Genomic DNA, 14,950 nt, shown 5'->3' with positions numbered 1-14,950 from the left:
CGGGGTGTGGACCAGCCATTTCCCCGTGTGAATGGCCTTGGACAGCCATGACCGACGTTGCACCACGTCAACCACGGTAGCTGGCTGCTTGCAATTGTTAAACGCGATTGGCCGGGACAGTACTGTCCCAGCTGCGGTTTAGGCTGGCTGCTGTGACAAATGTCTTTGACCGCATGATCGGACAGTCGGCCGTGGTCGCCGACCTGACCGACGCAGCGCGCGCTGCCCGCGGGCTGGCGAACCGCCTCGACGAGGCGGCGATGGGGTCGGTGTCGATGTTCTCGGACGAGGCGGACGCGGGCGCCGACGCCGCCCTGGATGCGGGTGCGCGTGCGTCGATGACCCATGCCTGGTTGTTCACCGGGCCGCCCGGCAGCGGCCGGTCGGTGGCCGCGACGTGTTTCGCGGCCGCCCTGCAATGCCAGGACCCGGACGTCGTCGGCTGCGGCGAATGTCGTGCGTGTACGACGGTGATGGCCCAGACCCACGCCGACGTCCGCAACATCGTCCCGCAGGGATTGAGCCTGTCGGTGGACTCGATGCGCGAGATCGTTCAGGTGGCCTCTCGGCGCCCGGGCACCGGCCGTTGGCAGATCGTCATCGTCGAGGACGCCGACCGGCTCACCGAGCAGGCCGCCAACGCCCTGCTGAAGGTGGTCGAGGAGCCGCCGTCGCGGACGGTGTTCCTGCTGTGTGCGCCGTCGGTCGATCCCGAGGACATCTCGGTGACCCTGCGCTCGCGCTGCCGACACGTGCCGCTTGCGACGCCGTCGACCGCCGACATCGAACGGGTCCTCATCGACCGTGACGGCATCGACCCGCCGGCCGCGTCGTGGGCGGCCGCGGTGTGCGGCGGTCACATCGGCCGCGCGAAGCGGCTCGCCACCGACGCCGACGCGCGTGCGCAACGCGAATCGGCGTTGGGGATCGCCCGTGCGGCCACGCGAGATGCGACGGCCTACAAGGCCGCCGAGGACCTCGTCCGGTCGGCGGAGACGGCGGCCAAGGCGATCAGCGCCGAACTCGACGAGGCCGAGACCGAAGAACTCAAGACCGCATTGGGTGCCGGTGGCACCGGCAAGGGGACCGCCCGGGCCCCGCGCGGCAGCGCGGGTGCGCTCAAGGAGCTGGAGAAGCGGCAGAAGTCACGGGCCACCCGGGTGGGGCGCGACGTCCTCGACCGTGCGCTGGTCGACCTCGCGGCGCTCTACCGGGACGCGCTGGTGATCTCGATGGGTGCCGCGGTGACCGCGATGCACCCGGACAAGACCGACGACATCACCCGGCCGATGGCCGCCTATGCCAGCCCAGAACAGCTGTTGCGCTGTGTGGAGGCAGTGCTGGACTGCCGGGAAGCGTTGGAGGTCAACGTCAAACCGAAGTTCGCGGTGGACGCCATGGTCGCCCGGATCGGGCTCGCGATGCGCAACCCGGGTACGACGTAGGCCGTCCGACGCGCCTGGGTGGGGCGGCGTCGGTGGGACCCCGCAAGGGGTTACTTAGCGGTAATAAGCGGGCAATACCGACCTTCTAGCGTGGCCTCGCATGGCCCCAGTTCCGGCGCGTCCACTCGGTACCGGTCTCGACATCACCGGTCTGACGAAGACATTCGCCACCCGCTCGATCCGCGGATCGAGTTCGGTCACCGCATTGTCGGAGATGTCCCTGCAGACCTCCGAGGGAGCGTTCCTCTCGCTGCTCGGCCCGTCGGGGTGCGGCAAATCGACGGTGCTGCGCATCCTCGCCGGACTCGACGACGCCACCACCGGCACCGTCCTGATGAACGGTCAGTCGCCGTCGGAGCTGCAACGCAACCACCAGCTCGGGATCGCCTTCCAGGACTCCGCCCTGCTGCCGTGGCGCTCGGTCGAATCCAACATCAAACTCCCGCTGCAGGTGGGCCGGATGCCCAAGGACGACGCGCTGGTGGCCGACCTGATCGAACTCGTCGGTCTCACCGGATTCGAGAAGGCCAAACCGGCGATGCTCTCGGGCGGGATGCGTCAGCGCGTGTCCATCGCGCGCGCCCTGGTGGTGCGCCCGACCGCGCTGCTGCTCGACGAACCGTTCGGCGCGCTCGACGACATGACCCGCCAGCGTCTCAACATCGAACTGCTGCGGATCTGGACGGAGAAGCCGGCCACCACGCTGATGGTCACCCACGGTATCGCCGAGGCGGTCTTCCTGTCCGACGTCGTCGCGGTGATGAGTCCGCGGCCCGGTCGGGTGATCGAGATGGTGCCGATCGACCTGCCGCGCCCACGCACCCCCGAGATGATGCGCACCCCCGAATTCCATGCGCTGCACGACCATTTGTCCGGTCTGTTGTTTGGGGCCAAGCCCGCCGGCGGTGACACCGGTGCCGGCGAGACCGCCATAACCGCCGGGGCCGCGCATGAGTAGCGCGGTCGTCGAGCGGGCCGCGACCGGCCGCTGGGGTCGGCTGGCACCCGACCGGTGGGCCGCCGGTGCCATCGGGATCGTCGGACTCATCGGCCTCTGGTGGCTCGCCGGTGCCCTCGAATGGTTCAACGGCACCATCCCGACGCCCTGGGCGGTCCTGGCCGCCATCGGGGATCGGGGACTGCAGTTCTACGTCGACAACTTCTCGGCCACCATCTCGCTGGCCTTCCGCGGATTCCTGTGGGGCAACGGGCTGGCCATCGCGTTGGCGTTGTTGGTGATCATCATCCCGCCCGTCGAGGGGCTCGCGACACAGCTGGCCATCATCTCCTACTGCACGCCGATCATCGCGGTCGCGCCGATCATCCAGGTGGCCTTCGCCGAGGTGCAGACGATGATCGTGTTCCTCGCCGCGATCTCGGTGTTCTTCACCACCATGATCGGCACGCTGTCCGGCCTGCGGTCACCGCACCGGGGCAGCCTCGACCTGGTGCGGGTGTACGGCGGCGGACGCTTCGCCCAGCTGTGGTTCGTCCGATCGGTGGCCGCACTTCCCAATACTCTTGCCGCACTCAAGATCTCCGCGCCCGCGGCGGTGCTGGGTGCGGTCCTCGGCGAATTCCTCGCGATGCCCGAGCAGGGTGCCGGGCCCGCGATGATCATCGCCCAGCAGGCCGGTGACATCCCACAGGTGTGGGCGATCGCGCTGCTGTGCGGCGTGGTCGCAGGCATCGGGTACGCGATCATCGCGGTGATCGCGCGATTCGTCACCCGGTGGTCCACCGGGACGGCGGTGACGCGATGAGTGTCGGCGCATCGAGTCTGTGGACGATCGCGAAGTTCCTCGGATCGCTGGTCCTGTCGTTCGTGCTGATCCTGGTGATCTGGTGGCTGTTCCTGCTCGCCTTCCCCGACATCGGGCCGATCATCGGCCGCACCCCGAGTGACGTTCTCGCCTACCTGTTCACTGATCCCGACGCCGGGCAGAACCGCCAACAGATCACCGATAACCTCTGGATCACGTTGCAGGACTCCGCAATCGGATTCGTCACCGGAATGATCGCGGCGCTGGTGGTGGCCGCGGTGTTCGTGGTGTCGCGGCCCGCGGCGCAGACCTTCATGCCGATCGCGATGCTGCTGCGGTCGGTGCCCCTCGTCGCGATGACCCCACTGATCACCATGATCGTCGGACGCGGTGTGGCGGTGGTGGCGGTGATGGGCGGAATCGTGGTGTTCTTCCCCGCCCTGGTGATGATCATGACCGGATTGGCCGCCGCTCCCAAACACCTCGACGACGTGGTGGCCGTCTACGGCGGAGGTCGCTGGACCGCGTTGCGCGTCTCGGCGATCCCGTCGGCGGTGCCGTCGCTGTTCAGCGCTGCCAAGGTGTCGGTGCCCGGTGCCATCATCGGTGCCACCGTCGCCGAGTGGCTGGCCACCAATAAGGGGTTGGGAGCAACTCTGCAGCAAGCACTTCCGGCCGCGGCCTACGACGAACTGTGGGCCTCGGTGCTGGTGATCACGGTGTCGTCGATCGTCATCTACGCCATCGTCGGCGTGATCGAGACCGTCGTGCTGAGCCAGATGGGAATGACGCCGGCCTGAGATGACCACGACGGTGGGCGATACGAAAAACCATGCAGGGCAACGGCGCTCTCGCTGACACCGGAGAACAGACAACCGGAGAATGCTCGGCGGATCACCGACGTCCGCCGGGAGGGGAGAAGGAACAATGACACGACACCACACGCCCGCCCGGGGTTTCGATCGCCGATCGTTCCTGCGCTACTCCCTGATGGCGGGCGGTGCGGCCGGGGCACTGGGTGTCACAGGGGCCCTCTCGGCCTGCAGCAGCGGCAGTTCCGACACCGGGGGCGCCTCGTCGACCAACCCCAAGGTGCAACTCTCCTGGCAGAAGAACATCGAATTCGCCGGTGAATACTGGGCTTTGGAGAAGGGGTACTTCGAACAGGCAGGACTCGGCACCCCCGAACTGCTCACCGGCGGCGGCGCCGGAACCGGCGTGGAGACCGGCCTGACCTCGAACAAGGTGTGGATCGGGATGACCGCCCCACAGCTCACCGCGCCGGTCATCCTGCAGGGCGCCGCCCTCAAGACCGTCGCGGCGACCTTCCAGAAGAACCCCTTCTGCATCGTCTCCTCGGCCGGCGCGCCGATCACCACGCCACAGCAGATGGCCGGCAAGAAGATCGGTGTGCAGGCATCCAACGAGAACGTCTTCAAGGCGCTGCTCACCGCCAACGGGATGACCGAGGCCGACGTCCAGAAGATCACCGTCCAGTACGACCCGACACCGCTGACCAAGGGTGAGGTCGACGGATGGGTCGCCTACGTCACCAACGAGCCGATCACGTTGGCGGAGTCCGGTTTCGCCAATACCAACTTCCTGTTCGCCGATTTCAACCTGCCGCTGGTGGCCGAGACGCTGGTGGTGCGGCAGGAAACCATCGACAACGAACGCGACAAGGTGAAGGCCTTCCTCAAGGCCGATATTCAGGGCTGGTACGACGCCGTCGCCGACCCGGCCGGATCGGCGAAACTCGCCGTCACCAAGTACGGCAAGGACCTCGGACTCGACGAGGCCGAGCAGACCAAGGAGGCCACCGCACAGAACGGTCTCGTCGTCTCCGACGACACCAAGGCCAACGGCCTGCTGACCATGACCGACGCGCTCATCGACCAGAACATCGAGGCGCTGGCCAAGGCGGGATACACCCTCACCGCCGAGCAGATCTTCGACATGTCGCTGATCAAGGAGGTCTACGCGGAGAACCCCGACCTCAAGCGGGCCTGACCGGCGGCGGCCGCGCCCACGGGCATCTCCCGGGGCCGCGGCCGCCGGCTCTTGTACCCTGGACGGCGAGTATCGGCCGGAGAATCCGGTGCCGCGGTCGGCGAGGAGTGAGCATGTCGGACTTCATCAACAAGATCAAAGAGGACGCCAAGGCGATCGGCGCGGCGATCGACAACGAACTCACCGTGCTCGAGGGCGTCCCCGGTTACGACCCGCTCGCCGACGAATCGTCGGACGAGGGTGACGAAGCGACGACCGACGCTGCCGCCTCCGACGCTGCGGCCTCTGACACGCCGTCCGATGACACCGAGGGCGGCGGCTCGCCCGCATAGGCGTCACTCGTGCCCAGCCTCTTCGTGCGCGCCCTGCAGGCGCACCAGTGGATCTACGAGCACTCCGGTGGCCTGATCGGGCATCGGCTGTTGTTCGGCAATCCGACGTTGCTCCTGCACATGACCGGCCGCAAGACCGGTCAACCCCGCACCACCGCCCTCACCTACGCCCGGGACGGGCAGGCCTACCTCGTCGTCGCGTCCAACGGCGGATCACCCCGTCCGCCGGCGTGGCTGGCCAACCTCAAGGCCATCCCCGAGGTGGAGATCCAGGTGGGTCGCAAGCACATTCCGGTGACCGCCCGCGCCACCTATCCCGACGACCCCGACTACGCCCTGCGCTGGGAGATCGCCGACAAGGTGAACGGTGGCCGGTACGCGCAGTATCAGGCCAAGACGAGCCGGCCGATCGCGATCGTCGAGTTGATGCCGCGCGGGTAGCGGACGAGGTCGGGGAGCGTGCCGTGGGTCAGACGCGCGCCCGCGCCCGCTGACGGACCGGATCCGGGTACGGCACCGCATCGATCAGTGACTTCGTGTACGTCGCCGTGGGATGGGTCAGCACCGCGCGGGCGGTGCCCTGCTCCACCAGCCGGCCGTCCTTGAGGACGGCGACCCTGTCGGCCACCTGCTCGACGACGGCGAGGTCGTGACTGATGAACAGTGCGGCGAAGCCCAGATCGTGCTGGAGTTCGGCGAAGAGTTCGAGGACCCGCGCCTGCACCGACACGTCGAGCGCACTGGTCGGTTCGTCGGCGATCAGCAACCGCGGTCGCAGGGACAACGCCCGGGCCAGGGCCACCCGCTGCCGTTGACCACCGGACAACTCGTGTGGCAGTCGACCGGCGAACGAGCGCGGCAGGTGTACGGCGTCGAGGAGTTCGTCGACGCGGTGCAGTTGCTCGGTGCGGGTACCCACGCGCTGGATGTCGAGGGGTTCGCGGATCGACTCGGCCACCGTGAATCTCGGGTCCAGCGAGGCCGTCGGATCCTGCGGCACGAAGGCGATGCTGCGACGCAGTTGCTGCAGACGAGACTTTCCGACGGTACCGATGTCGTGGCCGTCGACGATGATGCGACCCGATCTCGGGGCGACGAGACCTCCGATCGCGCGGCCCAACGTCGTTTTCCCGGAACCGGATTCGCCGACGACGCCGAGCACCTCGCCGATCCCGACGGTGAGCGACACGCCGTCGAGCGCCGTGTGCGGGGCCTGTCCGAGTCGTCCACGATGCACCACGGTGAGGTCCTCCACCGAGACGATGGGTGTGTCGTCCGGGGCGGCCGCCTCGGATTGTGCACTCGGCGTGCCGTAGTCGCCGTCACCCTCCGGAAGTCGGGGCACCGCGGCGAGGAGTTGTCGGGTGTAGGTCTGTGTGGGGGCGGCGAAGATCTGGTAGACATCGCCGCGTTCGACGACCTCGCCGAACTGGACCACCACGACGCGATCGGCGATGTCGGCGACCACACCGAGATTGTGTGTGATGAGCAGGATGCCGGCGTCGATCCGATCACGAAGGCGCACCAGCAGATCCAGGATCTCGCGCTGCACGGAGACGTCGAGTGCGGTGGTCGGTTCGTCGGCGAGCAGCAGTGCCGGATCGTTGGCCAGCGCCAGCGCGATCACCACCCGCTGTTTCTGCCCACCGGAGAGCTGATGCGGGTAGTAGCCCACCCGGGCCTGCGGATCGGGGATCTCGACCAGTGACAACAGTTCGACCGCTCGTCGGGCGGCGGCTCGCCGGGTGATCGACGTGTGCGCCCGAAGTGCTTGCTGCAGTTGCCAACCGATCGTCTTCACCGGGTTCAGAGCGGTCTGCGGTTCCTGGAAGATCATCGCCACGCGCGCACCTCGGATGGCGGCGAGTTCCTTCTGCGGCCGACCGAGGACCTCGACGCCGTCCACCTTCACCGAGCCGGTGGCATGTGCGGTGTCGGGCAGCAATCCGATGGCGGACCGCGCCGTCATCGTCTTGCCGGAACCCGATTCGCCGACGAGGGCGACGATCTCGCCACGGTCGACGCGCAGACTGATGTCGGAGACCGCCGGGCGGGGGTAGTCGAAGGTGATGCGCAATGCATCCACCTCGAGGGCGGCGGTGGTGCGACTGTCGTTGGTGGTGGTCATGTCAGTACCTCCGGCTGCGCGAAATCGATTGGGAGATCAGGTAGAAACCGAGAACCAGAGCCGAGATGACGATCAGCGGGCCGGCCGAGAACCACGGATTGGTCTCCAGGTAGCCGTTGCCGGCCGCGAGGATCGCACCCAGCGATGGCGTCGGCGGGGTGACCCCGATTCCCAGGAAGCTCAGTGCGCCTTCGACGAACACCGCCAGGGACAGCGACAGCGCGAACTGCACGCCGAGGGACTCCACCGAATTCGGCAGGACGTGCCGGCGCAGCACGTACGGTGTGCTGGCGCCGCTGACGCGGGCCGCCTCGACGTAGGGCAGTTCGCGGACCTCGAGAACCGCGGTGCGGGTCAGCCGGCCGAAGATGGGGATCTCGGCGACCACGATGACGATGCCGATGGTGGTGGCGCCGGGGGAGAGGACCGCGGTCAGTGCGATACCGAGGATGAGTGCGGGGAAGGCGAGGATGACGTCGAAACTGCGTTGTGCGAGAACGTCGGTGACGGGATGTGACACCGTCAGCAGGCCCACCGTGATCCCGAGGGCGGCTCCGATGGGGACCGCGATGAAGATGATCAGCAGGTCGACGCGGATTCCGTAGAGGACGCGCGTGAAGACGTCGCGATTGAGGTCGTCGGTGCCCAGCCAGTGATCCGCACCGGGCGGCAGCAGGTAGGCGCCGTCGATCTGCTGATCGGCACCGTAGGCGGTCCAGAGCGGCGCGGTGAGACCGAGCAGGATGACCGTCGCCACCAGGATCGTGCCCACGAGTCCCGGGCCGCTGACGAACGCCCGCCACAGTGGTTCGCGGGTGCCACGTCGATCGCGGTCGGTCGGGGTTTCCGGGATGAGGCCGGGGCCGACGTCGACGGTGCCGCCGGTCGCCGGGCTGTCGGTGTCATTCGGTGCTTCGGTACCGGTCGATACGCGGGGAGTCGACATCACTGACCTGCCAATCGGATTCGGGGATCGAGCCAGGCATGCAGGACGTCGGCGAACAGCTGGATCACCACGAAGACGGCGACCGACAGCAGCACCAGGACCTGCACGAGGGGATAATCGCGGGCGAAGATGCCCTGCTCGGTGAGCAGTCCGAGGCCGGGCCACCCGAAGATGGCCTCGACGAGGATGGCGCCACCCAGCAGTCCACCGGTGACCAGACCGAGTGCGGTGACGCTGGAGGGCAACGCATTTCGAAGGGCGGTGTCGAGTACGAGGCGGCGGCGGCCGACGCCCAGTGCACGGGCGGTGGTCACGTAGGGCCGTCGAAGCTCGGTGCGCAGCGCCTCGGTGAGGAATCGGGCGAGCATCGCGCCCGCCGGTAGCGCGAGGGTGAGGGCGGGCAGCAGCAGGTACTGCGCGGTGATAGACGGATCGGCCCACAGACCGTCCGGTGGTGTGCCCCCTGCGGGCAGGATCTGCCAGCGGACACCGAAGCCGAGGATCAGTGCCGACCCGATGACGAAGGTGGGTACGGCGATGGCCACCGCGTTGACGGCGGTCACCAGCCAGGACACGTACCGGTTGTCATAGATGGTGGCCGCCAGGCTCAACGCCAGTGCGAGGGCGATCGCGAGGATCAGGGCCGTCACCGTCAGAACCACGGTGTGCACCAGCCCGAACCCGACGAGAGAGCCGATGTCTCCGCCGACCTGGTAGCTCTGGCCGAAGTCGAGCGTGGCCACCGAGCCGATCCAGGTCAGGTACTGGGCGGCGAAGCTGCGGTCCAGGCCGAGGTCATGGCGGATCGTGGCCAGTTGCGCCGGGGTGGCGTCGGGGCCGGCGAGTGCCGACTCCGGTCCGCCGGGGATCAGGCGCAAGATGGCGAAGATGAGGATGGAGGCCACCACGAGAACGAGCAGAGCGGATGGCACCCGCCGGAGTAGGTACGCGGTCATCAGGAGTTCCGTCCTTGTGTCGCAAGGTAAGCGGTGGACAGGTGCAGCTGGTTGCGGCGGTCCCAGTCGACGTTGCCGACCGCCGGTGACACCGTCACCTTGGTGAACACCACGCCGATCTCGACGAGGAACAGGTCGTCGAGCCAGACCTTGTCGAGCGCGCGATAGGCCGCGAGTGCCGCGGGCGATTCGGGGTCCGTCGCGGTCCATGCCGCATTCGCGGCGGCCGCGTAGGCGGGATTCAGATAGTTCGACGAGTTCTTCGCCGCGTTGAACGGATACGCCGACACCGCGAGCGTCGACGGGGTGAACTGGGCAAAAGCGTGCTGCAGCAACCACAGTCCGTCGAACTTGCCGCCGATCAGTTTGGCCGACTGCTGCGTCTGATCGTTGGGACGGAGCGTGACCGGGATGCCGATGTCCTTGAGATTGGACTGCACGATCTGCGCGACCACATCGTCGACGCCGAGTGTCGAGTAGTCCAGCGGGATGGGCTCGGTGATCGGACCGTGTTCGGCGACGAGGGCTTTCGCCTTCTCGATGTCGCGGGCGTAGGTGGTGTTGGCCTGTTCGTCGTAGGCCGGCGACCACGTCGGCCAGGGCAGGTTGACGACATATCCGCTGCTGCGGAACACATCGTTGATGATGCGCGGGCGGTCGATCGCATACGCGATCGCCTTTCGTAACCGGACGTCGGCGAGCACCGGGTTGGCCACGTTGATGCCGACGTACTCCTGTGACTCCGCGCCCGTCATCGTCACCTCCCGGAATCCGTAACGGGTGGTGGCCAATTGCTGATCGTGATAGTTCAGCCCGAGGGCGCCGTCGATCTGCCCGGTGCGCAGACGGGTGTAGAGCGCCTGGGCGTCCGGGATGATGGCGAAGGTGATGGAGTCGAGATTCGGTTTCCCGCCCCAGTATTCGTTGTTGCGGGTCAGGCGAACCGACGAATTCGGTTGCCACGAGGAGAATCTGAACGGGCCGGTGCCGTTGAACTCGGTGCCCGCCTTCAGCTGCGGCAGGGTGTTGCCGTCGATGATCGGGGCGGAGTCGAGCAGGTCGAAGATGTTGCTCAGCGGGTGCTCGAATCCCAGCACCACCCGATGTGGGTCGGAGGTGTCGAATGACGTGATCGCGGCGGCGGTCCTCTTGAACTGCGGTGTCCACGGACCCGCCAGGTACGCCTTGATCGAGGCCTCGACGTCACCGGAGACGAATGGGCGACCGTCGTGGTAGCGGACGTCGCGGCGTAGATCGAGGGTCAGGCTCCGGCCGTCCGGGGCGAGTTGCCAGGCGGTGGCGAGGGCGGGGCGTACCGTCAGATCATCGCGGGAGTAGCGGATCAACGTGTCGTAGACGTTCGCGACCACCTGGCCGTTGAGTGATCCGGTCCCGATCTGCAGGAAGGTCTTGGGCGACAGGTCGCCGAGCACACCGATGCGCAGATCGCCTCCGGTGGGCACGGGTTGGCCGGGAGCCAGCGACGTGGCCGACGAATTCTGTTGCTGTGCAACGGCAGAACTACATCCGGCCACAGCCGCCACCATGATCACGGTGAGAGCGGCAAGGGTGGCCGAACGTAATCGGGATGTGGACATGTGGTTCATGGTCTTTCGTCACGGATGGCTGAGCCGACGCGCCGATCGGCGTCAACGACGTTCACACTTCCGGCAACCGGCCGTGATCATCAAGTTCGCGACGCGTTTCGCAGTCGGCTCGGAGAAAGGGTTGACACCCTCGGAGTCGTTCGCCATGGTGTGACCCGCGCTACCGGAAACCCGGAGTCGAACGCGCGACAGGAGGATTCCCATGCCCGAAGGGTCACCCGAGATACCGCCCCACGCACGAGGTTACGACGATTTCGGCGGTGTCGTGGGCCGCACCTCGTCACAGTCGGTGCCGTGGTGGAAGCCGCAGCCGAGTGCGCCCGACGGTGCGCCGAACATCGTGGTGATCCTCATCGACGACATGGGCTACTCCGACATCTCGCCGTTCGGCGCGGAGATCGACACCCCGAACATCGAGGCCCTGGCGCGGCGCGGACTCAGCCTGTCGAACTACCACACGACACCGGTGTGCTCGCCGGCTCGTGCCGCGCTGTTGACCGGACTCAACCCGCACCGCGCAGGCTACGGCAGTGTGGCCAACTCCGACCCGGGCTTTCCCGGTCTGCGGCTGGAGTTGGCCGACGATGTGTTGTCGCTACCGGAGATCCTGCGGCACAACGGCTATGCCACCCACGCGGTGGGGAAGTGGCATCTGGTGCGGGATGCCAACATGGGGCCCGGGCGAAGCCGGGATTCCTGGCCGGTGCAGCGCGGATTCGACAGCTACTACGGATCGTTGGAGGGACTCAACTCCTTCTTCTATCCCAATCATCTTCTCGCCGACAACTCCGTCGTCGACGTCGAGGAGTACCCCGACGGCTACTACGTCACCGATGACCTGACCGATCGGGCGATCGCGCAGATCAAGGCGCTCCGCGCCCACGACGCAGACAAGCCGTTCTTCCTGTACTTCGCACACATCGCGATGCACGGACCGCATCAGGTCAAGCAGTCCGACCTGGAGAAGTACCGCGGCCGCTACGCGGAGGGCTGGGATGTCATCCGGCGCAGGCGTTTCGAACGCCAGGTTCACGCCGGGATCTTTGACGAGGGGACGCCGATCGCCGAGCGCAACACCGAACCCGGCTACGACGCACCGCTGTGGGAGGACCTCGATCCCGCCGAGCAGGAGCGGTTCCAGCGCTACCAGGAAGTGTATGCGGCGATGGTCGACTCGGTCGATCAGAGTGTCGGCCGTATCGTGGACACGCTCACCGAACTCGGGGAACTCGACAACACGATCATCGTCTTCACCTCCGACAACGGTGGCACCGCCGAGGGGGGGTCCGGACGGAACCCGTTCGTATTTCAGCCAATTCGTGCACGGTCCGGTGCCGCCGGACTGGGAGCGCGACGTGCCCCACGACGAGGAGCTGATCGGCTCGGCGGCACTCGGAGTGCACTACCCGCGGGGATGGGGACAGGCGTCGAATACGCCGTTCCGCTTCTACAAGGGACAGACCTTCGCCGGCGGGGTCCGGGTTCCCTTCGTGATCTCCTGGCCCGAGGGGATTCGGAAGGGGGAGTCGGACAAAGGGGTTCGGCGGCAGTACTCCTACGTGACCGACATCGTGCCGACCTTGCTGGACCTGGCCGGACTCGAGGCGCCGGCCGAACGCAACGGTCGGCCGGCTCAGGAACGTGACGGCGTCAGTGCGGCGCCATTCCTGCGCGATCCGGCCGCTGCGAGTGCTCACACCGAGCAGTACGCCGAGTTCGGCGGGCATCGCGGCTTCTACCGTGACGGATGGAAACTGGTGTCGCTGCATCGCGATCCCGCCGACGTCGACAGGCCGATCTGGGAACTGTACGACGTCACCGTCGACCCCGCGGAAACGCGCGGCCTGGCCGCCGAGCGGCCCGAGCTCGTCGCCGAGCTGGCCCGGGCCTGGGACGAGGCGGCGTGGCACAACACGGTGTTCCCGCTCTTCGACACCGTGCCCGACCAGATCCGACGACGCCCCGAGGAGGGGCGGCTGAGTGATCCGGTGCGGATTCTGGCCGGGACCCCCACCCTGGAGCGCTATCGATCCAGTGCGTTGATCGCGTACCGCGACTTCGACATCGAGGTCGAACTCGACGGCTGGACGGTGGCGGATGAGGGTGTGCTGGTGTCCCACGGCGATCAGCAGGGTGGCTATCTGCTCTACGTCGAGGGTGGTTGGGCACACTTCGTGTTCAACTCCTACGGCCGCATCGCGCGGGTGTCGGTCGAGATCCCCGCGGGGACCCAGCGGCTGACCCTGCGTGCGGTGGCCAGTCCGCAGGTGCGCTGGGACTTCACCGTCGAGGCGACCGTCGGCGCCCAGAGCGAGGTACTCGCCAAGTTGGACAATCAATTCCAACTGGTCGGGATGGCGCCCTGGACGGGGATCTCGGTGGGGCTGGATGCGCGGGGGCCGGTGGACGCGGAGTTGCGTTCTCGGCGTGGGGTGTTCCGTTTCGGTCCGGCTCTGCGTGCCGTGACCTATCGACCTGGCGAGGTTCGTGTGCCCGCGGTGGTCCGCCGCGAGATCGAGGAGAGCGCGGAGTATCACGCGGACTGAGCGTTGCAATCAGGGTGAGCCAGAACGCTGTGCTCGTCGACGTCGGCACCGAGAGTGGACCTATCGCGAAAGAAAGGATATGACAATGACTTTGGCACAGATCGAGACCCGTGGTGATCACGAGGCGGCGGCGCAGGACCTCTACCGGTCGGCCGGTATCACGATGACCAAGCTGGGTGAGCACATCGGTGCTCGCGTGGAGGGCGTGCGACTCGGCGGCGACGTCACCGACGAACAGGCCGAGGCGATCCGGACCGCGCTGGCCGTCAACAAGGTGATCGCCTTCTCCGGCCAGGAGCACCTCGACGACGAGAGTCAGTACGCATTCGCGCAGCGGCTCGGTGAGCCGACCGCGCCGCACCCGACCGTCACCTCGCGCGGTGATCAGCTGCTCACCATCGAGGGGGCGGCCAACAGTTGGCATTCGGATGTGACGTTCGTCGATCGCATTCCGAAGGCATCGTTGCTGCGCCCGATCGTGTTGCCCTCCTACGGTGGCGCCACCACCTGGGCGTCGACGGTCGCGGCGTACGAGCAGTTGCCGAAGCCGCTGCGTTCGTTGGTCGATGACCTGTGGGCGACGCACTCCAATCTGTATGACTATGTCGGGCAGAAGGAGCCGTCCGGCGGGATCGACGTGGTGCAGAAGGAAGAGCACTACGCGGAGTTCACCAAGACCGAATACGAGACCCTGCATCCGGTGGTGCGGGTGCATCCGGAGACGGGGGAGCGGAGCCTGCTGCTCGGACATTTCGCCAAGGAGTTCCGCGGTCTCAAGGCGTCGGAGTTCGCGAGTCTGTATGCGCTCCTGCAGGCACGGATCACCAAGCTGGAGAACACCTTCCGGTGGAACTGGAGTTATGGGGATCTGGTGATCTGGGACAACCGAGCCACTCAGCACTACGGCATCGCCGACTTCGGCAATCAGCAGCGGCAACTGCACCGGATCACGCTGGCCGGTGATGTGCCCGTCGACGTCCACGGGCAGTCCAGCCAGGTCCTGCTGGGCGACGCATCGCACTACTCGGGGGTGGAGGACGCGCGCAGGCTGTCGGCGTTCGCCGCGTGAAAAGCAAAGGCGTGCTTATTAATCAGGCTAAGTGAAGTGTCGGGTGAATTTTCCGAATTGACCCGATCGGGCAACGCGGCGTCGGCTAACCTTGTGCCTCACTGGGAAGCGGGGGGCTCCTTCTCCACATTCGACCGTCGAAGGAGCA

12 protein-coding genes and 1 pseudogene are annotated in these 14,950 nt (G+C 66.8%); 9 read left to right on the top strand and 4 right to left on the bottom strand.

The features are described 5' to 3' along the window. The first annotated feature begins 152 nt into the window (after nt 1–152). The 7 genes from ABLE92_RS13560 (at nt 153) to ABLE92_RS13530 (ending at nt 5,991) form a co-directional block, all read left to right on the top strand. Nucleotides 153–1,445: a DNA polymerase III subunit delta' gene (locus ABLE92_RS13560; RefSeq protein WP_348805305.1), complete on the top strand. Its 1,293-nt coding sequence runs from the start codon at nt 153–155 to the stop codon at nt 1,443–1,445. 100 nt (nt 1,446–1,545) lie between these two features. After that, entirely contained in the window at nt 1,546–2,403 is an 858-nt protein-coding gene (locus ABLE92_RS13555) for an ABC transporter ATP-binding protein (protein WP_348805304.1), read from the top strand. Next, nucleotides 2,396–3,208 carry an ABC transporter permease gene (locus tag ABLE92_RS13550; protein WP_348805303.1) on the top strand — a complete coding sequence of 271 codons (813 nt, stop codon included), beginning with the start codon at nt 2,396–2,398 and terminating at the stop codon, nt 3,206–3,208. The genes ABLE92_RS13555 and ABLE92_RS13550 overlap by 8 nt, the downstream gene beginning before the upstream one ends. Then, entirely contained in the window at nt 3,205–4,008 is an 804-nt protein-coding gene (locus ABLE92_RS13545) for an ABC transporter permease (protein WP_348805302.1), read from the top strand. Before ABLE92_RS13550 ends, ABLE92_RS13545 begins: the two co-directional genes overlap by 4 nt. A 127-nt stretch (nt 4,009–4,135) precedes the next feature. After that, nucleotides 4,136–5,218 carry an ABC transporter substrate-binding protein gene (locus tag ABLE92_RS13540; protein ID WP_348805301.1) on the top strand — a complete coding sequence of 361 codons (1,083 nt, stop codon included), beginning with the start codon at nt 4,136–4,138 and terminating at the stop codon, nt 5,216–5,218. Nucleotides 5,219–5,331: 113 nt separating this feature from the next. Continuing rightward, a complete protein-coding gene (locus tag ABLE92_RS13535) occupies nt 5,332–5,550 on the top strand; it encodes a hypothetical protein (RefSeq protein WP_348805300.1) in 219 nt (72 codons plus the stop codon). A 9-nt stretch (nt 5,551–5,559) separates the two neighbouring features. After that, nucleotides 5,560–5,991, top strand: a complete 432-nt coding sequence (locus ABLE92_RS13530) for a nitroreductase family deazaflavin-dependent oxidoreductase (protein ID WP_348805299.1) — start codon at nt 5,560–5,562, stop codon at nt 5,989–5,991. Between the two features lie 28 nt (nt 5,992–6,019). Here the strand turns inward: ABLE92_RS13530 and ABLE92_RS13525 are convergent, their stop codons facing one another. From ABLE92_RS13525 to ABLE92_RS13510, 4 genes are read right to left on the bottom strand one after another with little or no spacing between them, the layout of a single operon-like run. Further along, nucleotides 6,020–7,678 (bottom strand): dipeptide ABC transporter ATP-binding protein, encoded by a 1,659-nt coding sequence (locus tag ABLE92_RS13525; protein WP_348805298.1) that lies wholly within the window; start codon nt 7,676–7,678, stop codon nt 6,020–6,022. Nucleotide 7,679: 1 nt separating this feature from the next. Next, a complete protein-coding gene (locus tag ABLE92_RS13520; RefSeq protein WP_348805297.1) occupies nt 7,680–8,624 on the bottom strand; it encodes an ABC transporter permease in 945 nt (314 codons plus the stop codon). Then, nucleotides 8,624–9,580 (bottom strand): ABC transporter permease, encoded by a 957-nt coding sequence (locus ABLE92_RS13515; protein WP_348805295.1) that lies wholly within the window; start codon nt 9,578–9,580, stop codon nt 8,624–8,626. Before ABLE92_RS13515 ends, ABLE92_RS13520 begins: the two co-directional genes overlap by 1 nt. Further along, a complete protein-coding gene (locus tag ABLE92_RS13510) occupies nt 9,580–11,178 on the bottom strand; it encodes an ABC transporter substrate-binding protein (RefSeq protein ID WP_348805294.1) in 1,599 nt (532 codons plus the stop codon). The genes ABLE92_RS13515 and ABLE92_RS13510 overlap by 1 nt, the downstream gene beginning before the upstream one ends. A 211-nt stretch (nt 11,179–11,389) precedes the next feature. Here ABLE92_RS13510 and ABLE92_RS13505 point away from each other — a divergent pair. Next, nucleotides 11,390–13,733 (top strand): annotated as a pseudogene (locus ABLE92_RS13505) (sulfatase-like hydrolase/transferase). Nucleotides 13,734–13,818: 85 nt separating this feature from the next. Continuing rightward, on the top strand, nt 13,819–14,802 hold the full coding sequence (locus ABLE92_RS13500) for a TauD/TfdA dioxygenase family protein (protein ID WP_348805293.1): 984 nt from the start codon (nt 13,819–13,821) through the stop codon (nt 14,800–14,802). Nucleotides 14,803–14,950 lie beyond the last annotated feature (148 nt).

The sequence above is a fragment of the Gordonia oleivorans genome (genome assembly GCF_040044975.1).
Classification (GTDB): Bacteria; Actinomycetota; Actinomycetes; order Mycobacteriales; family Mycobacteriaceae; genus Gordonia; species Gordonia oleivorans.
This window is presented reverse-complemented; position numbering and strand designations above follow the sequence as displayed.